This is a genomic window from Chitinophaga solisilvae (genome assembly GCF_009928525.1).
Lineage (GTDB): Bacteria > Bacteroidota > Bacteroidia > Chitinophagales > Chitinophagaceae > Chitinophaga > Chitinophaga solisilvae.
The window spans coordinates 490,017-507,335 of the sequence record NZ_JAABOK010000002.1 but is presented as its reverse complement, the minus strand read 5'-3'; the positions used below and the strand labels follow the sequence as shown (position 1 = coordinate 507,335).

The window sequence follows — 17,319 nt, the reverse complement described above, 5'->3', positions numbered from 1 at the left end:
TTAACAGGGGGCAATAAGTTTACCCGATAAAGTTCATCAATGGCAGGAAAATCTTTACTAACGGTAGGGCAACTGCTGTATTATAGCGGTAACTACAAAAGCAGCAATGCGAAAATACCGCTCTAAGTAGTACTACGTAATTATAAAATTCAGTACCACAATTATTTGGCGGGAATAAAATTCTGCTTAGTTTTGTTTCACAATCAACAGTCAGTACCCCGGCATTCCAGTCAACGAAACAGCAAGGAAGATTTTAAAGCATTACAACGCCTTACAGATGCCTACAAGCAGCTACTGAGCAGTATTGCAGCCTGGTAAGAAGTTAATCTGCTGGTAAGCCCCATACCGGAGAAAGTTATCTTCTTCCGGTTCTGGAGCGAGAAGCAGTATGTAAAAGCCAATGAAGATATTTTTACCATTGTGCCAGACAGCCAGGATAGTGTAGTAGGGAAAGCCGAAATCATTACAGAGAACAGAAGTATCTTCAACCGTATCTTTGAAAAAGTAATGAACAGGATCAACCGCAGACAGGCAGGCGTGTAATATTTACAATTCGTCAATCACATCCTTATACCCTCTTCCGATGGGAATGGATATACCTTTTATCTCCACCGCCTCCGCGGTATAGGCATCAATCTGGTTCACGGACACGATGAAAGAGCGGTGTATACGCTTGAAAATATGTTGCGGCAGCAGTTCTTCTATTTCGTTGGTACTCATTTTAGACAGATACTCACCTTTGGTGGTAACAATCCGGATATATTCACGCTGACTTTCGATATACAGCATATCCGAAAAAAGTATCTTCACCTTCCGTTTCTGCACATTCACAAAAATAAAATCCCTGATCTCTCCGGCGGCGCTCCTGCGATGGTCCGCATATACTTTGTTCACTGCCGTCAGGAATCTTTCCAGCTCAAAGGGTTTCAGCAGGTAGTCGGTAACATTCAGGCTGTAACCTTCTACCGCATACTGATGATAGGCCGTGGTAACAATCACTGATGGCGGATTGGCCAGCGTTTTGAGAAATGCCATCCCCTTCAGCCGTGGCAGATGTATATCCAGGAAGATCAGATCCGTTTCATTGGATAACAGGAATTCAGATGCCAGGATTGCATCTTTAAACACCTGCTGCAGCTCCAGGAACGGTACCGATGCAATGTAATCCTTCAGCACCTTTGCTGCCAGCGGTTCATCTTCTATGACAATACATTTTATTTTAGACATGACTGGCAAGATTTATTCTTAATGAAGCGATGAAGATAAAATCTCCCGGCTGCACCTCCAGACTGTAATCCGTGTATAACAGCTGCAGCTGCCGGCGCAGATTGGACAGCCCTATATTTTCCTTCACGGCATTACCGGCGGCCGGTTCCCCGGTTGAATTCTTTACGGTAAAAAGCAGTATCCTGTTCTTCACCTCCAGGCGGATATCTACAAAGGGCTGGTCCCTGGTTTCCGATACGCCATGCTTGAAAGCATTTTCCACCAACGGAATCAGCAACAGCGGCGGCAGGCCCTGTTTCCTGTCTTCCAGGTCATGATTGAAATTAATACGCAGTGTATCGTCGTAACGCAGCTTCTCCAATGCAATATAGTCGTCGATAATTTTCAGGTCCTGCTCAATAGCGGTATACGGTGAACTGGTTTCGTACAGCATATAACGCAGAATTTTAGACAGGCGTAGAATAGATTCCGGCGCCAGGTCCGACTTATCCCGTGCCAGGGAATAAATATTATTGAGGGTATTGAATAAGAAATGCGGATTGGTCTGCGATTTAAGATAGTTCAACTCTGCCTGCTGACTTTCGATGCGCAGCTGCTGTGCCGATTGCTTCAACTTTATATAGTTGACAATATGCCTGATAACGCCAAAGATCACTACAGACGAGATACTATAGCCGGTCAGCGCACCTATTTTATCCGGTATGGTAGCCGTATGATTCAGCACTGTAAAAATATGCAGCGTTACGCCCAGCTCTCTCCAGCAATAAAAGCCCAGGGAATAAATAAATATGTACAGAAGCAGCACCAGGAAAGAACGGAAGAACCGCTTCCAGCTCAGCGCAGGTAAGCTATGCTCAAACAGCCGGTAGTTGGCGGCTGACAGATAACACACCAGCCAGGCTTCATTAACCGCTCTGGCAGGAAATCCACCCTTGCCTTCTACCACGGCTCCCAGCACATTCAACAGGAAAAATACGGGCACCAGCCACAGGTATAGCTTATACTTTTTTATGCCGGATAATCGCTTCATAAGGATGTTTGGTGAGGTAAATGTCGATAAAATATTTTTCATTTTCAGCGTCATAGCGGTGATTGACGCGATTCTGCCGTTTGTTTACCGGAATCCGTTGTTCGTTGACCCGGCAGTCCGGCAATGAAGCAGCTGTTCTAATCTTGCATTGTCGACAAACCCGAAACCAGATATTTACAACCAATATTCATCAAATCATGAACAAGCTGATACAATTCGGAGAAACCGTAGCAGGATATGAGATCCCGGTCCTCAATGAAAGAGAAATCAGGGCCGCCGCCGGCATCCTGTTTCTGGCCACCTATACCTCCCTGCTCTTTATCCTGTTCAACGGCAATTTTATCCCTGTAAAATATGTGCTCACCTTCTTCCTGCTCGATCTGCTGATACGTGTATGCATCAACCCACGCTTTTCGCCTGCACTGATAGCCGGCAGGCTGATAGTCCGCAACCAGCAGCCGGAATACGTAGGCGCTCCGCAGAAACGCTTTGCCTGGAGCATCGGTATTATCTTATCCGCCACCATGTTCTATTTCTTTATCATTGTGAATGCCTACAGCATTATTACCGGCCTGATATGCCTGGTATGTCTGCTGTTCCTCTTCTTTGAAGCCGCCTTTGGTATCTGCCTGGGTTGCCTGGCTTACCCTTTATTCAACCGCAAAAAGGTACAGCACTGCCCCGGAGAGGTATGCGATACCGCATCCAGGCAGGCCATACAGCGGGTATCCGTTGCGCAGTTAGTCATACTGCTGGCATTTGCTGCGCTGATGTTCCTTGCTTCCCGCGTATTGCATCAGCACTACAGCCAAAGCCCGCATGATCTGTTCAGACCTTCCGTTACCGTAAAACCCAGATAGTCATGTTACCATCAGCCATACGTACGGAGAGCGGACTGGAAAATTACTTCTCCTTCTACAGGCAGCACATTATTGGTCAGCAGCAGCATTTTGAATCGCCCTTTGGTATCAGGCGTATCATTTATGCCGACTGGACAGCGAGCGGCAGGGCTTATCAGCCGATAGAAGATTATCTGCAGCAGGAAATACTGCCGTTCACCGGCAATACCCATACCGCCACCACCGTTACCGGCAGCCTGATGTCTGCCGCCTACGACGAAGCTAAAGCCATTATCAAAAAACATGTGCACGCGCAGGACGACGACATATTACTTTTCTGCGGCAGCGGTATGACCGCTGCTGTCAACAAGCTGCAACGCCTGCTGGGACTACGCAGACAGAACATCGGCAGCATTGACAAAAAACGGCAGCCGGTTGTTTTTGTAACGCACATGGAACACCACAGCAATCATATCAGCTGGCTGGAAACCAATGCCACCGTAGAAATAATAGGTAGCGATGAAAACGGGAATACCGACCTGGCGCACCTGCAGTTTTTACTGGAACAGTACAAACACCGGGAATACAAGATAGCTGCCGTTACCGCCTGCTCCAACGTTACCGGCATCTGCACCCCTTATCATGAAATTGCAACACTCATGCATGCCTGTAACGGCGTATGTTTCGTTGACTTTGCCTGTGCAGCGCCATATACCACTATTAATATGCACCCGGCAGAAGAAGAGGCCCGGCTGGATGCCATTTATTTTTCAGGACATAAATTCCTCGGCGGCCCGGGAACACCCGGCGTGCTGATCTTCAACAAACAGCTTTATCATAACAAGGTGCCGGATCAACCGGGCGGCGGAACAGTCGTGTACACCAACCCCTGGGGCATGCATGTTTACACGGAAGATATTGCACAGCGGGAAGACGGTGGTACGCCGCCATTTATCCAGGGCATCAAGGCAGCCATGTGCATCCGGCTGAAAGAAGAGATGGGTATTGCCCGGATGCAGAAGCGGGAAGAAGAATTGCTGGCGCTTATTTTTCCGGGATTGTCGGCCATCAAACGGGTACATATACTGGAAGCTGCTGTGACAAAGCGGTTGGGCGTCATTTCCTTCATTGTGGAGGGAGTGCATTACAACCTGGTAGTCAGGTTACTCAACGACAGGTTTGGTATCCAGGCAAGAGGAGGCTGTTCCTGTGCGGGCACCTATGGTCATCTGCTACTGCAAGTTGAACAGCCGGCGTCTTATGCGATACTGAACAGCATTCTTGCCGGTGACCTCGCCTGCAAGCCGGGATGGATAAGGTTATCCGTACATCCTACCATGACATCTGCTGAAATTAATTTTATACTGGATGCCATTGACATGACCGTAGCAAACATAGCAATGTGGGCAAAAGATTACGCTTACGATTCCCGTTCCAATGAATACTATTTTACGGGAGAAATCAACCGGGAACTCCACAGGATAGGAGACTGGTTCGATGCGGCACGGTGGACAGCAGGATAAATCCGCAGCAGTTCCAACCGGTGAAGTCCACCATTCCGGAGGGTTTCACCGGTTTATTCATCATGTGATTTATAGCGGGGTTTAACAGTTGTGGCTACGGTCTGCCAGGCAGTGCTGTTATCTGCTACTTCCACCCTGCCGCGTTCATTCACGGGTTTCACGCGGAGTGCGTTGATGATAAAGCTGCTGCCGGCTTCTGCTTCCGCGCCGAAATACACTTTTCCGTCTCCGAAAATATTGCTGGTATCTTCCAGTGATCCTGCAAAAATATTATTCACATACCATTCAATTTTATTCCCTGTTTTTTTTACTGCCAGCTGCGCTTTTTCTACGTGCCCGATGTCCGCGGAGGCTTTAGCCGTAGCGGTAGTTCCGTCGTGCACAATCAGTTGCAGTAGCTGCTGCCGGATACCTATCGCTACAGCCTTCCCTGTCTGCTGCCATCCGTCGCACATATCAGGCAGCTTACCAAAAAAATAGACCAATGCGCTCTTCTCCGATTGTGGTGTGATGGTGGCCACCAGCAGGAAATCGCCCTGTACTTTCAGGTATGGCCCCCGAAGATTATAAGGCAGTTCCTCCTGCTCATCTTCTTCCGGTGCGTTAATCTGCACCCCTTCCGGCTTCACTGCCACCCCCGAAAACCGTTGCCAGCGGCCGCCCTTAATAATATCAATAAATGGAATCCTATCCTCTGCATCCTCACGATAGGCATCCCATAAAATCTTCCTGTTACATCCGAAAGAAACCGCCAGCAGCAACATCCCTGTCAGCAACAGCGATTTCAGGTTTACAATAGAAAACATGCTCAACATACACAGTACAGATTAAATCGCATATAGGTAGATACAAGCTCCATCCGGCGCTCCTACCTTTACAACGAAGAAATCCCCACACCCCTTCCCCCCGGTATATAGTATTAACAGATCCTTAACTGTATTTAAGATTTGGTTATTTAATTATTTGAGATTTGATTGGAGATTTACGGATTTTGGAATTTTGGGATTTTGAGATTTGAAAATGCAGCGAAGGTTTACGCAAATATCTTCGCTGCATTTTCAAATCTCAAAATCCCAAAATTCCAAAATCCGTAAATTCTCAAGCATGCAACTCCTCCGGATCAGGAGAACTATGAAAACGTATGAGGCCAATCATTTTCTGTTCTTCCGGCAATATAACAGCTCTTGCAGACCAGGGGAGATATAGGGGATCCTTTTCCATCTGCCGCAGGTTAAAACGCAGGCTGCTGCTACTTTCCAGCAGATCGTCCGGTATTGTTGCGCCCAGCAGCCGTTCTGCTTCCGCAAAATCACCTGCTATACAGGAAGTCACTACGGCCTTACTCATCAGTCGCAATACCAGCCGGGAGGTTACAATATCATCGGGCATAGAATTTTTTTTATAAATATCTGTTATCTCCCGTAAATACTTACTTTTAAAACAAGACTGATTTTTGCCTATGCCTTCCACTATGCCACTGCCAACTATAATTACAGGTTTTCTGCTGCTTATCCTGATTCCCGGTATTTTCTCCGCCTGCAACAACCGGGAAAAAGATACGTTCATCCGTTCGCAGTCAGCATATTTTAAAGCGGCCGTGAAGCAGGATGTACCACTGGGTCCCCCGCAGGAAGGAGAATGGCTGTTTACACATCAGGAAAAAGGGCAGACATTTGAAGCATATAAAGCGGCTCATCCGGTAAAACCTACCGCGGCACAGGCAGTCATATACCTGCTGCCGGTAGGCGAATTCACTCCGCTGCAGCTGGAGATACTACAGGCGGTAACAGCATACAACACCAGCTTCTTTCAGCTCAGCACCATATTACTGCCATCACTGCCTGATACAGGTGTGCCCGCATCTGCCATGCGGCAGCAGACAGACGGCAACATACAACTGCTGGCTCCTTATCTGCTCGACAGCCTGCTGCGGGGAAAGTTGCCTGACGATGGCATCGCACTGCTGGCTATCAGCGCCAAAGACCTCTATCCCAAAAATAACTGGAACTATGTATTCGGACTCGCATCCTATGTGAACAGGGTAGGAATATCTTCTATCTACAGACTGCAAAACAAACAGCTGGATACCTCCAGCTATCAGCTATGCCTGAGCAGATTAATGAAAATTACCACGCACGAAATCGGGCATATGTTTACGCTTCACCACTGTATTTCTGCGAGATGCGTGATGAACGGCACCAACAGCCTCGCAGAAACTGACCGTACCCCCATCCGCCTGTGCACAACATGCCAGAAGAAACTATGCTGGAACTTTCAGTTCGACAGCAAAAAACGATTGGAACAACTTATTCACTTCTGCCGTCAACACAACCTGGAAGCAGAACGCATGTTGCTACAGGCCGACACCCAATAAAGGCATTTAATTATTTTTTTATTTTATTATTTGAGATTTAAAATGCAGCGGATACTAACGCGAAAATCTCCGCTGCATTTTAAATCTCAAATAATAAAATAAAAAAATAACTAAATGACTAACAGATCGCTGTCGGAGGGCACCCGCAATACGTGTGATCCAGCAGTGTACATGGAGTGGAAGTACCGGTTACTTTAACTTTCTGTCCGGGCTGACTGAGTGTAGCCACTTTAATCAGGGACAAATGCATCTTTTTTGATGTTACTTTTTTCATATGTGGAGTTTTAGGTTATCAGAACAATATTATCATTATCGCGGTTAGTAAGAGAAGTAAGGCTGCGGCCCCGAACATGTATCTAAAATAACATTTACCACTGCCATATGCCTGCAGTAATACCATACTTAACTATGATATAATTGCGGAAGATATAATCGCCGTCTGCCGCAGATATTAAAAGTCTACTAAATTTGTAGATTATTAATTTTCCCGTATATTAGCTGATCACCATTTGAAAAAATCCCATGGCCCTGATTAGCCCCCTGCCCGAAACCCAGGCTCCTGCTGCCGTACAGGCTGCCTTTGACAAACACAGAACGCAATACAATGCGCGTATTACCAATATGAAGGCCACGCTTGCCCACTCGTTGCCGGCCTTTGAAATATATATGGAATGGTACCGCCTGTATGAAGCTATCACAGCGATCCTGGGCGAGCGGCTCGCCTACCTGTATGCCTACAGTATTTCCAGGGGCAGCGGCTGCCCGCTCTGTACTACTTTTTTCCGCAAAATAATTATTGACAACGGCGAACAACCGGAGAACATCCGCTTTACGGAAGAAGAAGAACTGCTGATGGAATTCGGCAGCACCATGGCCCTGCATCAGGGAAAAACAGACCATACCCTGTTCAGCAGGATACGCAGCCGGTATACCGTTCCGCAGATGGTGGAACTCATTGCCTTCGCCGGGCAGATGATTGCTACCAATGTATTTGCCAACGCTACCGAAACAGATATAGACGAATACCTCCAACCCTATCTTCCGTTTAAAAAATAAATACCTTATGGCCAACGACCTTACCGGTAAAACTGCTTTCATCACCGGCGCTGCCCACGGGCAAGGAAAAGCCACCGCGCTTGCCCTGGCGGCAGAAGGTGTACACATTGCCGCCTTCGACATTGCCCGTGCGCTGACCTATCCCGGCTATACGCTGGGCAATGAAGATGAACTGCAGCAACTGCAGCATTCCTGTGAAGCGCTGGGTGTGAAATGCCTCACCTTCACCGGCGACGTACGCGACGATGCCGCCATCAGCCGCGCTGTGAACGAGGTGCACAGCGCCTGGGGACGTATCGACATCCTCTTCAACAATGCCGGCATCTGCGCATATGGCATCACCCATGAAATGCCGGAAGAAGAATGGGACGCCATGATTGATATTAACCTCAAGGGCGCATGGATGGTAGGCCGCCGCATTATTCCGCTGATGATAGCACAACAGTCTGGCGTTATCATCAATAACTCTTCCATCGCCGGATTACGGGGTATGAACCGCCTCAGTCATTATGCCGCTTCCAAGTGGGGACTCACCGGGCTCACCAAATCCTGGGCTATTGAACTGGCGCCCTATAATATCCGCGCTATCTCCATTCACCCTACCGGTGTCAACACCCCGATGAACGACGGCCTGGCGGCGCTGGAAGGCGCTACGCCGCAGGAAATTGCGGAACGCTCTGCCGGCAACCTCATTGACGTGCCCTGGGTGGAAACATCCGATGTAGCCAACGCCGTGGTGTTCCTCGTTTCCGATAAGGCACGCTATGTTACAGGTTCTTCTTTTGTACTGGATGCCGGCCTCTTAACCCGTTGATATGAAAAACTACGCCGGTATATTGTACCTGCTCTGCGGCATTGCAGCAGGAAGCCTGCTGGGGCTGTTCTTTCCGGCCTATGTGCCGTATGTAAAACCGCTGGGTGATATCTTCCTTAACCTGTTGTTTACGGCCGTTGTGCCGCTGGTATTTTTTGCCATCGCTTCGGTCATCGCTCACCTCAGTATCTCCAGGGAAACCGGAAAGCTGATCGGTATCATGAGTCTTGTATTTACTGGCTCTGTGCTGCTGGCAACCGTTTTCACGCTGCTGGCCTGTTACCTCTTCCCCGTAAACCTGACAGTAACGGCCACGGCTATACTGCCTGCCTCCGCTGCTCCGGATGCCGGCGATCAGCTGGTACAGCTGCTGACAGTCAGCGATTTTTATGCGCTGCTCTCACGCAAAAGTATGCTGGCGCTTATGATATTCGCAGGCCTTACCGGCGCTGCGGCCAGGCGGTCAGGCGCTGCAGGAGAGGCATTCCGGGCCTTCCTGCTGGCAGGCAATGCCGTCATGAAAAATGTGATCTATTACATCATGCTGCTGGGACCGGTCGGGCTGGGAGCATATTTTGCCTTCCAGATTACAGCTACCGGCATGCAGGTAATCGGCGTATATGCGCAACTGTTAGTAAATGCCCACTGGATTTCTCTGGCATACTATTTCCTTGGCTTCAGCGCCTATGCATTCCTGGCAGGAGGTATCCCTGCCGTAAAAAGCTACTGGCGGTATAATATCACGCCATCGGTAACAGCGCTGGCCACCTGCAGCAGCATTGCCACCATACCCGCTAACCTGGAAGCTGCGGAAAGGATGCGCGTTCCGCAACGTACAGGCGATGTAGTTATACCGCTGGGAGCAGCGCTGCATAAGGAAGGATCTGCCATTGCCGCTGTTATCAAGGTAGTGGTGGCGCTGGCAATGGTACATCAGACCATCAATGGCTGGCACGATGTGCTGCTTGCAGTCTTCATTGCATTGCTGGTCAGCGTTATTGAAGGCGGCATCCCCAACGGCGGATACATTGGGCAGCTGCTGATCGTTTCTGCCTATCACCTGCCGGCAGAGGTACTGCCTGTTATCATCATCATCGGTACGCTGCTGGACCCTGCAGCCACCTTGCTCAATGCTACCGGCGATACCGCCGCGGCGCTGCTGATTGCCCGGCTCACCCGTTCCCCCTGACATCTTTCACTGCTACCCCATTCAAAAAAAAGCCCCGGATGATATCCGGGGCTTTCAGCTGTGGTGAACGTCCTTACTGATTATCAATTCTTGTCTCCAGGCTATCCTGCAATGACGGCCGTAAGGCGGAAAGCAGGTTGTAACCCGTCGCTGATTCTATACTTCTAACAGTAGTCCTGTATTGGGTCCAGTCGGAATCAATATCGTTGGTATTCGGTGTGTTGACTGCTATCACGCGGGTATTGCCGCTGATCCTGCTGAGGTCATTGCTGCCGGCAGGGATAACCACTATTACTTTCCAGACGTTGGAAGGTACGGTAACATTACCGTTGTTGATGGTATTGGTTACACCGCCCTGGGAGCCGCTACCACCCTGCCCGTAAGAGCCGGCGATGACATATACTTCATTGCCGCTGTTAACAAGGCTGCGGGTATAGTTTTCCAGGTTGGCCCAGGTCCGCTGGTTGTTATTCGGCGCCTGCGGAATCATATTGGTCATGAGAAAAGTGGCGGAATTCGCTTCTGTGGTGGAGGTTCTGTCAGCAGAAGGACAGTTATGGCCGCGGTCAAATCCTGATCCGCTGTAGCTGCTGTTCTGTACCTGATACCATCCGGAGGGCAGGGTATTATCTGCGCGGAAATCGTTGGTACGGGAAATGCTGCCCAGGTCGCTGGATTGAATATGCCAGCTCACCCAGTTGGGCGTACCACGGCTACGGCTGTACGATAATGTGAAATACGTTTTCACCATCAGGTAATTATTTTCTGCGGAAACATTGGCAGCGGCATTGCTGGGATTACCCAGCAGCATGTTGTCGTTATCGCCGGGGTTACCGGGGTTGGTGGTGCCGCCATCGGCGGTGATGCTTACATCATCGATGTTGATTCTGGAAGAACCGCCGGAAGTTTTTCTGATGGAGATGCGCAGGGTGGCGCTGGCGGGGAAGGTGAAAACAGCGCTCTGGAGCGAACCGGAAGTAGTAATGGTATTACCTTGCTGCTGCCAGGTAGCGCCATTGTCTGCCGATGTCCACAGCTGCCAGCTGCTGTTACTGTCGCTGCCATAGGTGCCGTGCTGCACGGTTACGGTGATGGTGCCGGTGGCATTCAGGCTGAAGTTGGTGGTAATACTACCGGTGTTGCGGATACGCACTGATTTGGCGCCGTTCTTCAGATCTGCTGCCAGCGTACCGATCAGCGCTTCGTCCAGTGTCCAGCTACCGCTGGATAAGGTAACTGTACCGGCAGCGTAGGCGGCTTTAGTGCCTGATTCAAAATTTTCCGAGAGCAGTGTGGTCAGCTCTGTTTGCGGACGCGCGACAGGATTGGGTGCTGCAGGATTGATGGGCGCTTCTTTTTTACAGGAAGCGAATAGCAGTCCACCCAGGCATATAACAAGGAGATGCCTGATGAAAGGTTTCATGTTGCAGGATTTAAGGGTTACGGGAATATCGGTCTGATTATCTAAGATTCTATCGCTGTGGTAGTAAGGGCTATGCAGGTGCCGTCTTCCAGATGGCCGGTGATATAAACGGGAATGCTGGTACCTGTTTCCACACGGGTTATACGAACATCGGCCAGGTTACTTTTCAGCCATTGCTGCAGCGCCTGGAAACGTTGTGCGTTTTCCACAATGACACGATCGCCGGGGTCTGCGGCGGTGATAATATTACGGAAAAACGTTTCTTCGGGAACATCTTTCAGCAGATCTGCGGATACACTGTTCAGGGCGGCGATGCGTGCTGTCAGTTCGCCTGCGGGTACTACGCCCCAGTCTTCAACTGTAAGCGGATATTCGGATTCACTGAAATACAAAACACCTTTTGTTTTTTCAGTTAGCTGTGCTAACAAACTATCTTTTTGCATATACTGAAGATAGAAATTCTATCCGGTAACTTTTTACGGGCAGATGATTGGTAACAATAGATTAATAATACAAAAAACGGATGCGCTCCGTTCGCAGCAGGGGTAGCCATAGCCAGGATACGGCGCCGCAACATTTTTATTATTATATTTACAGGCTGAAAAATCTGTAGCTATGCAATACGAAAGGAAAACACCTCAGGATCTGGATTGTGGCATCACCGTTTTTATGAAAGTGCTGGGCGCCAAGTGGAAGCCCTGTATTATGGATCTTATCCACCGGGGATACAAACGCCCCAGTGAAATTCACCGTCAGCTGACTACCGCCACGCCGCGCGTAGTGGACATGCAGCTGAGTGAACTGGAACAGTACGGTCTGGTGACCAAAACAATACATCCGGGATTCCCGTTGCGGGCAGATTATACCCTGACAGAAATGGGGCTGAGCATATTGCCTGTCATCAATGCCATGGACAGATGGGGCATTACCTATGCGGGCAAGGTGAAAAACGTGGCCCAGCCCATACCGAATAATTTTTCGGTGACCGAATAATTTTACGGTTATTGACTTCGGGCATATACATACGGACTTTTGTGTCCTGATAATTAGTATGTATATGTTTAAGACGCTACTTGCCGGCAAAAAGCTGGAATTACCCGACTATCTGAAGATATTATTATGGATAGGCATTGTATTTATCACCTGGACATTCATGCATGGTGCTGATCATTACCTGAAGATGACCAAGGAAGTGCTGGGAAAATATTACAATGTCCGGTTTTTCCTGATCCATCATATTACCGCCGGCGGAGGCGCCCTGATACTGGGGCCGCTGCAATTCTGGGACCGTATCCGCAACATGGGCTGGAAGCTGCACCGTATTATCGGCTACCTGTACCTGCTGGCCATCCTGAGCAGCAGCATCTGCGCCGTAGTACTGGCATCTACCAGCGCCTACGCCGTTAACTGGGCCTACGCCTTTTCCCTGCAGGTATGGGCAACCATATGGATCACCGCTACTTTCATTGCCTGGTGGGCTGCAGTAAAAGGTAAATTCAAACTGCACAAGGAATGGATGGTCAGAAGCTACCTGATAACACTCGCCTTTGTGGTTTCCGGCCTTCTGCTCAAAACCCCGATGGTACAAAGCCTGGGTAACTTTGCAGATATCTCCCCCACCTTCTTCTGGCTGGGATGGTCCATTCCGCTTTACCTCTATGAAGTCGTTCTCTCTGTAAAAAGGCGTGCCTGATCACGCCTTTTTTTTCCGCGCTGTTCTGCTTAATTTTGGCTATGAACCTGTCCGAAAAAACCAAACAACAAGTACAGCAGCTGCTGCAACAGCGCCAGAAACTGATGGCCATCAAACTCGTGTACGATGAAGGTGGTTGCGACCTGCAGGAAGCCAAGGAATATGTAGACAACCTGGAGGCTGCTGCATCGCGCCCCCCGAACAAACATGATGATCCTGACAGCATCATTCTCAGCTATCTCGCTGCCGGCAAAAAAATAGAAGCTGTAAAATATTATAAAGATATCAGCGGCCAGTCACTTGCAGAAAGCCTGTCCTATGTAGATGCCCTGGCTAAAGGGATCAAGGCCGGCGCCCACACCATGTCCCATAACACACAGATAGACCGTATCGTCCGGGAACAGCAATTCTCCCGCCGGTCCGGCAAACCACGCACGGCCACCCTCATCAGCATCATTATCGTTCTGCTGATAGCCGCCCTCTTTGTATACGCTTTCTTTCTCCATTAATTCTCCAACTTATCTGCTCTGTAAAAAATACGGGCAGATATCATACTTTAGCTATATTAGATATTTACGGATTTCCTGATTTCCTGATTTCCTGATTTTGGAATTTAACGAATGCAGCAAAGATCTATACGGACTTTCGCCACATTCATTAAATTTCAAAATCAGGAAATCCGTAAATCATCATTAAGTATCTAAACTCCACATTTATGAAAAAAGTATCCCTGTTCCTGGCGGCCATCGTTATGGCATGCAGTACCCTTCCATTACAAGCCAACAGTCATGCATCCACCTCTTTCGGCACACGGTCCGTGTCCCGCATTAACCTGACAGGCCCTTCTTCTGTGAAACTCGGAGGCGTGGGTTATGTCTTCAGCATCAAAATACTCCCTGATCCCTTTCCGGCAGATGCCCGCTGGGTCATATACAAAGACGGCGTTCTTGTCAACACCATCAATGCCAACGGCTCAGGCACCATCTCCCTCGACGGCAGCGACTTCGGCAGCACCGGCGGTTTCAGCGTAGAACTCATCAGTACAGAAAGCGGAATGGGATATGTGATAGGGGCTAAATCTGTGATGGTGAAGATTTCATTCTAATTACGAATTACGAATTGCGAATTACGAATGAATAGCGAAGACCTAAGCGGATAAAGAATTTATTTATCCGCTTAGGTCTTCGCTATTCATTCGCAATTCGCAATTCGTAATTCGTAATTAAATACTCATTTGCTCCTGTGCTGCTTCCGTCAGATACGGATAGAACATCATGGCAAAAATTTTACTGTAGTGCCGGATGGCTTTGCTGCCTCTCAGGCGGAGGGTGAGTTCGTTGTTGGACAACCAAAAGTCTCCTGCAATAAATATCTGTGTAATGAGGGCCTGTAAAACGCTTTGTGGCAGGTCAGTACGGAGGATACCGTTCCTTTGCAGCTGTTCAAAGATAAACAGGAATTCCTTTTCCCGGCGTTGGGTAAGTTTATAGTAGTCTTTTCTGATGGAGGGTATACGGAGGCATATCTCTACAAAGTGTAAAAATATAAAGCGGTATTTATAGGCCAGTTCCAGTGAACGGATGGTGAATTTCCCCAGAGCGTCCAGCTCGAAAGTATCTCTTTTTTCCATATCGGAAACGAGCCCGTCGAAAGAGGCTGCCAGCTGATCGTAGAGGGTGGTAATGATTTCGTCGGTATGTTTGAAATGATAGTGCAGGTTGCCTGCGCTGATACCCATTTTTGCCGCAATGTGCCTGCTGGTCACAGTATGGACGCCCTGGCTGTTATACAGTTCCAGCGCAGTTTTGAGAATCTGTAGTTTGGTACTCATGGCTCAAAATTAGGGTAATCAACCGGAAGAATAAAAATTAATTTAGTACAAATGTTCTAATTTATTTAGTACATTTGTTCTAAATTAGGATATTATGAATCATGAACCATATGATCCTGCCAAAGCGGAAGAAGAAGACAAGGAACCGATACTGAAACGGTTAAGAGAAAGCATTTTCCCCATACAGCCGACCGACAGCCTGCCGGTGCGGATGCTGAAAAACAGCGGGTTCTACCTGTTTGCCATCATGTTCGGACTGGTATCGCTGGCACTGGTCAGCGCCATTATGTTTGTATTGTAATGAGAAAGCTATTTGATCCTTTTTTTACGGGGTATTGCCTGTTATGGGTGATCATTCATGTGTGCCGGCGCCTGCATTATCCGGTACCGCTGCTGAACGGCCACCTGACCGACTTCACCGCCATACCCGCCATTGCCCACCTCGCCGTGACCATCACCCGTATATACATAGTAAAGGATAACCATTACAGTTATCCTTTGCGCTATTTAATATTTATGGCAGCCTATATTTCAGTGGTGTTCGAGTGGGTAATCCCCCGCTTCTCTTCCCGGTATACCGGCGACGTATGGGATGTAGCTGCCTACTTCGCAGGCAGCCTGTTCTACTTCTTTGTACATGCACGCAGCGGTAAACAGCCGGCCGGTGTTACCAGGTAAATTTAGCCAGACTTACCGTTCCGGACATGTTCAGGTTTGTCAGGCGGTGCGGAGGAGAACAATCCAATTCCCTCAGCTTTCTCAATCCTTTTATCTTCAGCTCTTGCAGAAACTCGTTATTATAAATCCATACCCATTCCAGGTTCTTGCAGCTGGTTAAATCCACCTTAGACAGGTAGTTGTAGGTAATTTGCAGTCTTTTCAGCGCCAGGTTATTGACACAGCTGAACTCAGTGATTACATTATTCTGCACCTCAATCACTTCCAGCCGCGGATAATTGTTCAACTCCAGCTTACGCAGCGCATTATGATCCATCTTCACCTCCACCAGGTTCTTACAGGTGGAAAGATCAACGTTAGTCAGCTTATTATAGGACAGGTATATATTTTCCAGGTTGGTCATGCCACGCAGATTCGCGTTGATCAGCTTATTGTTGAAGGCATAGATCGCACGCACGGTTTTCATACCCGCCATATCCAGCACTTTCAGGTCGTTATCATAACACCCGAACTCTTCCAGGTTAACAAAGCTCTTGATACCTGCCAGCGAAGTGATGGAGGCCTTATCAACATACAACTTGGTTACCACTTTCGCCTCAGACAGCTGCACTTCTCCGTCTCCGTTGGTATCCACCCCCTGTGCCAGCACGGCCTGTTTAAAATTATCGTCCTCGAACTTAACATTCTGCGCACCGGCATCCATCCGGAATACGATGACCAGCATAAACGCTGCGCAGGTGGTATATAATATCTTCTTCATAATTGTTAATCTAAATTACTGATAATAGCTTCTACCACTTCTCCGTCCTTTTGCACTTCTACAAAACCGCCCACCACCATATCTTCCTTATACCGGTATATAAAATTGCCGTATACCGGTTCGGAGCCGATAACGCCGGTATAGAAATTAATAGACCATTGCTTGCCCGTTTCCAGCCTCACCCGCTTCTTTTTCTCATACGGAATCCAGGTCATGATATAATACTTACCGGGCTTCAGATTTTTGAATTCAAATGTGCCGATATTATCCAGGAATTTCCCCTGAATTCGATAGCTGAAAGCGGCATTCTCCATAGAAGCCTCTTTTTTACCCCCTTCCGGATACTTCTTTCTCAGTGCAAAAAACTCATCATAATAAGCATTGGAGGGGAATAACAGGATACTGCTTCCGGCTTCGGCCATACTCAGCTTTCCTTTCTTTGTCACCACCGCCGATCCGCGGACAACAGACGTACCGGGGTCCATCTGTTTGTCAGTCGCAGCTTCATCAAAGGTGGCCTTCGGATAAATGTATTCCGGTTTTTTCTGGGCAAAAGCATCTCCTGCAGCGGCTATCAGACTGCCGCCAAGGAATACTGCCAGTAACAATTTCTTACGCATACAATGATATTTTGGATAAGTAAGAGGATAACAACAACATGCCTCGTACAGGTTTCCGGTGTCAAATAAACGCATAAATACTCAGACCGGCAATACCGGTTTCCCGGTAGTTTTACTTATGAATGACGAGTTATTTTTTTATTTAGTTATTTGAGATTTTGACACTAATACTGGTCTCCGTCTGCGCCTGTAAGTACAAAAGCAGACCAGAATTAGTGTCAAAATCTCAAATAAAAAAATAATAAAATAACCCGTCATTCGT

The 17,319-nt window shown here is 48.2% G+C and carries 23 protein-coding genes; 13 read left to right on the top strand and 10 right to left on the bottom strand.

Annotated features, from left to right (window positions below; translation table 11 throughout):
* The first annotated feature begins 420 nt into the window (after nucleotides 1–420).
* Nucleotides 421–543, top strand: a complete 123-nt coding sequence (locus GWG06_RS30670; protein ID WP_262888672.1) for a hypothetical protein — start codon at nucleotides 421–423, stop codon at nucleotides 541–543.
* A gap of 3 nt (nucleotides 544–546) precedes the next feature.
* Here the strand turns inward: GWG06_RS30670 and GWG06_RS04840 are convergent, their stop codons facing one another.
* Together GWG06_RS04840 and GWG06_RS04835 are read right to left on the bottom strand one after the other, a co-directional pair.
* Nucleotides 547–1,227 (bottom strand): LytR/AlgR family response regulator transcription factor, encoded by a 681-nt coding sequence (locus tag GWG06_RS04840; RefSeq protein WP_160711676.1) that lies wholly within the window; start codon nucleotides 1,225–1,227, stop codon nucleotides 547–549.
* Entirely contained in the window at nucleotides 1,220–2,257 is a 1,038-nt protein-coding gene (locus GWG06_RS04835) for a sensor histidine kinase (RefSeq protein ID WP_160711674.1), read from the bottom strand. Before GWG06_RS04835 ends, GWG06_RS04840 begins: the two co-directional genes overlap by 8 nt.
* Nucleotides 2,258–2,454: 197 nt before the next feature.
* Here GWG06_RS04835 and GWG06_RS04830 point away from each other — a divergent pair, with 197 nt between their 5' ends.
* Complete coding sequence (locus tag GWG06_RS04830; protein WP_160711672.1) at nucleotides 2,455–3,117, top strand: DUF4395 domain-containing protein; 663 nt, start codon at nucleotides 2,455–2,457, stop codon at nucleotides 3,115–3,117.
* Between the two features lie 2 nt (nucleotides 3,118–3,119).
* Nucleotides 3,120–4,619, top strand: a complete 1,500-nt coding sequence (locus GWG06_RS04825; RefSeq protein WP_160711670.1) for an aminotransferase class V-fold PLP-dependent enzyme — start codon at nucleotides 3,120–3,122, stop codon at nucleotides 4,617–4,619.
* Nucleotides 4,620–4,672: 53 nt separating this feature from the next.
* On the opposite strand, the gene GWG06_RS04820 is transcribed toward GWG06_RS04825, so the two are convergent.
* Nucleotides 4,673–5,434 (bottom strand): hypothetical protein, encoded by a 762-nt coding sequence (locus GWG06_RS04820; protein ID WP_160711668.1) that lies wholly within the window; start codon nucleotides 5,432–5,434, stop codon nucleotides 4,673–4,675.
* A gap of 283 nt (nucleotides 5,435–5,717) precedes the next feature.
* Nucleotides 5,718–6,008 (bottom strand): hypothetical protein, encoded by a 291-nt coding sequence (locus GWG06_RS04815; RefSeq protein WP_160711666.1) that lies wholly within the window; start codon nucleotides 6,006–6,008, stop codon nucleotides 5,718–5,720.
* Between the two features lie 82 nt (nucleotides 6,009–6,090).
* Between GWG06_RS04815 and GWG06_RS04810 the strand changes: the two genes are divergently transcribed.
* On the top strand, nucleotides 6,091–6,993 hold the full coding sequence (locus tag GWG06_RS04810) for an archaemetzincin (protein ID WP_160711664.1): 903 nt from the start codon (nucleotides 6,091–6,093) through the stop codon (nucleotides 6,991–6,993).
* Between the two features lie 118 nt (nucleotides 6,994–7,111).
* On the opposite strand, the gene GWG06_RS04805 is transcribed toward GWG06_RS04810, so the two are convergent.
* Nucleotides 7,112–7,267, bottom strand: a complete 156-nt coding sequence (locus tag GWG06_RS04805) for a hypothetical protein (RefSeq protein WP_160711662.1) — start codon at nucleotides 7,265–7,267, stop codon at nucleotides 7,112–7,114.
* 248 nt (nucleotides 7,268–7,515) lie between these two features.
* Here GWG06_RS04805 and GWG06_RS04800 point away from each other — a divergent pair, with 248 nt between their 5' ends.
* From GWG06_RS04800 to GWG06_RS04790, 3 genes are read left to right on the top strand one after another with little or no spacing between them, the layout of a single operon-like run.
* On the top strand, nucleotides 7,516–8,049 hold the full coding sequence (locus tag GWG06_RS04800; RefSeq protein ID WP_160711660.1) for a carboxymuconolactone decarboxylase family protein: 534 nt from the start codon (nucleotides 7,516–7,518) through the stop codon (nucleotides 8,047–8,049).
* A gap of 7 nt (nucleotides 8,050–8,056) precedes the next feature.
* Complete coding sequence (locus tag GWG06_RS04795) at nucleotides 8,057–8,863, top strand: SDR family oxidoreductase (protein WP_160711658.1); 807 nt, start codon at nucleotides 8,057–8,059, stop codon at nucleotides 8,861–8,863.
* Between the two features lies 1 nt (nucleotide 8,864).
* On the top strand, nucleotides 8,865–10,052 hold the full coding sequence (locus tag GWG06_RS04790) for a dicarboxylate/amino acid:cation symporter (RefSeq protein WP_160711656.1): 1,188 nt from the start codon (nucleotides 8,865–8,867) through the stop codon (nucleotides 10,050–10,052).
* A gap of 73 nt (nucleotides 10,053–10,125) precedes the next feature.
* Here the strand turns inward: GWG06_RS04790 and GWG06_RS04785 are convergent, their stop codons facing one another.
* Both GWG06_RS04785 and GWG06_RS04780 read right to left on the bottom strand, forming a co-directional pair.
* Nucleotides 10,126–11,475, bottom strand: a complete 1,350-nt coding sequence (locus tag GWG06_RS04785; protein WP_160711654.1) for a DNA/RNA non-specific endonuclease — start codon at nucleotides 11,473–11,475, stop codon at nucleotides 10,126–10,128.
* Nucleotides 11,476–11,516: 41 nt separating this feature from the next.
* Entirely contained in the window at nucleotides 11,517–11,903 is a 387-nt protein-coding gene (locus GWG06_RS04780; protein WP_158631651.1) for a nuclease A inhibitor family protein, read from the bottom strand.
* A gap of 187 nt (nucleotides 11,904–12,090) precedes the next feature.
* Here GWG06_RS04780 and GWG06_RS04775 point away from each other — a divergent pair, with 187 nt between their 5' ends.
* The 4 genes from GWG06_RS04775 to GWG06_RS04760 all read left to right on the top strand — a co-directional run bounded on the left by GWG06_RS04775 (nucleotide 12,091) and on the right by GWG06_RS04760 (nucleotide 14,273).
* A complete protein-coding gene (locus tag GWG06_RS04775) occupies nucleotides 12,091–12,468 on the top strand; it encodes a winged helix-turn-helix transcriptional regulator (protein ID WP_160711652.1) in 378 nt (125 codons plus the stop codon).
* Between the two features lie 64 nt (nucleotides 12,469–12,532).
* Nucleotides 12,533–13,168: a DUF2306 domain-containing protein gene (locus GWG06_RS04770; RefSeq protein WP_127043893.1), complete on the top strand. Its 636-nt coding sequence runs from the start codon at nucleotides 12,533–12,535 to the stop codon at nucleotides 13,166–13,168.
* Between the two features lie 41 nt (nucleotides 13,169–13,209).
* Nucleotides 13,210–13,677, top strand: coding sequence for a hypothetical protein (locus tag GWG06_RS04765; RefSeq protein ID WP_160711650.1), 468 nt, complete (start codon nucleotides 13,210–13,212; stop codon nucleotides 13,675–13,677).
* A 206-nt stretch (nucleotides 13,678–13,883) separates the two neighbouring features.
* Nucleotides 13,884–14,273 (top strand): hypothetical protein, encoded by a 390-nt coding sequence (locus tag GWG06_RS04760; protein ID WP_160711648.1) that lies wholly within the window; start codon nucleotides 13,884–13,886, stop codon nucleotides 14,271–14,273.
* Between the two features lie 117 nt (nucleotides 14,274–14,390).
* Here GWG06_RS04760 and GWG06_RS04755 read toward each other — a convergent pair whose 3' ends face one another.
* Nucleotides 14,391–14,999, bottom strand: coding sequence for a TetR/AcrR family transcriptional regulator (locus GWG06_RS04755; protein ID WP_160711646.1), 609 nt, complete (start codon nucleotides 14,997–14,999; stop codon nucleotides 14,391–14,393).
* 94 nt (nucleotides 15,000–15,093) lie between these two features.
* On the opposite strand from GWG06_RS04755, the gene GWG06_RS04750 reads away from it, so the two are divergent.
* Both GWG06_RS04750 and GWG06_RS04745 read left to right on the top strand, forming a co-directional pair.
* A complete protein-coding gene (locus GWG06_RS04750; protein ID WP_127043897.1) occupies nucleotides 15,094–15,300 on the top strand; it encodes a hypothetical protein in 207 nt (68 codons plus the stop codon).
* Nucleotides 15,300–15,677, top strand: coding sequence for a hypothetical protein (locus GWG06_RS04745; protein ID WP_160711644.1), 378 nt, complete (start codon nucleotides 15,300–15,302; stop codon nucleotides 15,675–15,677). The genes GWG06_RS04750 and GWG06_RS04745 overlap by 1 nt, the downstream gene beginning before the upstream one ends.
* Here GWG06_RS04745 and GWG06_RS04740 read toward each other — a convergent pair.
* Together GWG06_RS04740 and GWG06_RS04735 are read right to left on the bottom strand one after the other, a co-directional pair.
* Nucleotides 15,667–16,437 (bottom strand): leucine-rich repeat domain-containing protein, encoded by a 771-nt coding sequence (locus GWG06_RS04740; protein WP_160711642.1) that lies wholly within the window; start codon nucleotides 16,435–16,437, stop codon nucleotides 15,667–15,669. The genes GWG06_RS04745 and GWG06_RS04740 overlap by 11 nt on opposite strands.
* 5 nt (nucleotides 16,438–16,442) lie before the next feature.
* Entirely contained in the window at nucleotides 16,443–17,057 is a 615-nt protein-coding gene (locus GWG06_RS04735; RefSeq protein ID WP_127043900.1) for a hypothetical protein, read from the bottom strand.
* Nucleotides 17,058–17,319: the final 262 nt, after the last annotated feature.

Bases quoted from the DNA above. Each gene is read 5' to 3' on its own strand.
- GWG06_RS04840 (WP_160711676.1), bottom strand. From the start codon at position 1,227: ATGTCTAAAATAAAATGTATTGTCATAGAAGATGAACCGCTGGCAGCA.
- GWG06_RS04835 (WP_160711674.1), bottom strand. From the start codon at position 2,257: ATGAAGCGATTATCCGGCATAAAAAAGTATAAGCTATACCTGTGGCTG.
- GWG06_RS04830 (WP_160711672.1), top strand. From the start codon at position 2,455: ATGAACAAGCTGATACAATTCGGAGAAACCGTAGCAGGATATGAGATC.
- GWG06_RS04825 (WP_160711670.1), top strand. From the start codon at position 3,120: ATGTTACCATCAGCCATACGTACGGAGAGCGGACTGGAAAATTACTTC.
- GWG06_RS04820 (WP_160711668.1), bottom strand. From the start codon at position 5,434: ATGTTGAGCATGTTTTCTATTGTAAACCTGAAATCGCTGTTGCTGACA.
- GWG06_RS04815 (WP_160711666.1), bottom strand. From the start codon at position 6,008: ATGCCCGATGATATTGTAACCTCCCGGCTGGTATTGCGACTGATGAGT.
- GWG06_RS04810 (WP_160711664.1), top strand. From the start codon at position 6,091: ATGCCACTGCCAACTATAATTACAGGTTTTCTGCTGCTTATCCTGATT.
- GWG06_RS04805 (WP_160711662.1), bottom strand. From the start codon at position 7,267: ATGAAAAAAGTAACATCAAAAAAGATGCATTTGTCCCTGATTAAAGTG.
- GWG06_RS04800 (WP_160711660.1), top strand. From the start codon at position 7,516: ATGGCCCTGATTAGCCCCCTGCCCGAAACCCAGGCTCCTGCTGCCGTA.
- GWG06_RS04795 (WP_160711658.1), top strand. From the start codon at position 8,057: ATGGCCAACGACCTTACCGGTAAAACTGCTTTCATCACCGGCGCTGCC.
- GWG06_RS04790 (WP_160711656.1), top strand. From the start codon at position 8,865: ATGAAAAACTACGCCGGTATATTGTACCTGCTCTGCGGCATTGCAGCA.
- GWG06_RS04785 (WP_160711654.1), bottom strand. From the start codon at position 11,475: ATGAAACCTTTCATCAGGCATCTCCTTGTTATATGCCTGGGTGGACTG.
- GWG06_RS04775 (WP_160711652.1), top strand. From the start codon at position 12,091: ATGCAATACGAAAGGAAAACACCTCAGGATCTGGATTGTGGCATCACC.
- GWG06_RS04770 (WP_127043893.1), top strand. From the start codon at position 12,533: ATGTTTAAGACGCTACTTGCCGGCAAAAAGCTGGAATTACCCGACTAT.
- GWG06_RS04765 (WP_160711650.1), top strand. From the start codon at position 13,210: ATGAACCTGTCCGAAAAAACCAAACAACAAGTACAGCAGCTGCTGCAA.
- GWG06_RS04760 (WP_160711648.1), top strand. From the start codon at position 13,884: ATGAAAAAAGTATCCCTGTTCCTGGCGGCCATCGTTATGGCATGCAGT.
- GWG06_RS04755 (WP_160711646.1), bottom strand. From the start codon at position 14,999: ATGAGTACCAAACTACAGATTCTCAAAACTGCGCTGGAACTGTATAAC.
- GWG06_RS04750 (WP_127043897.1), top strand. From the start codon at position 15,094: ATGAATCATGAACCATATGATCCTGCCAAAGCGGAAGAAGAAGACAAG.
- GWG06_RS04745 (WP_160711644.1), top strand. From the start codon at position 15,300: ATGAGAAAGCTATTTGATCCTTTTTTTACGGGGTATTGCCTGTTATGG.
- GWG06_RS04740 (WP_160711642.1), bottom strand. From the start codon at position 16,437: ATGAAGAAGATATTATATACCACCTGCGCAGCGTTTATGCTGGTCATC.
- GWG06_RS04735 (WP_127043900.1), bottom strand. From the start codon at position 17,057: ATGCGTAAGAAATTGTTACTGGCAGTATTCCTTGGCGGCAGTCTGATA.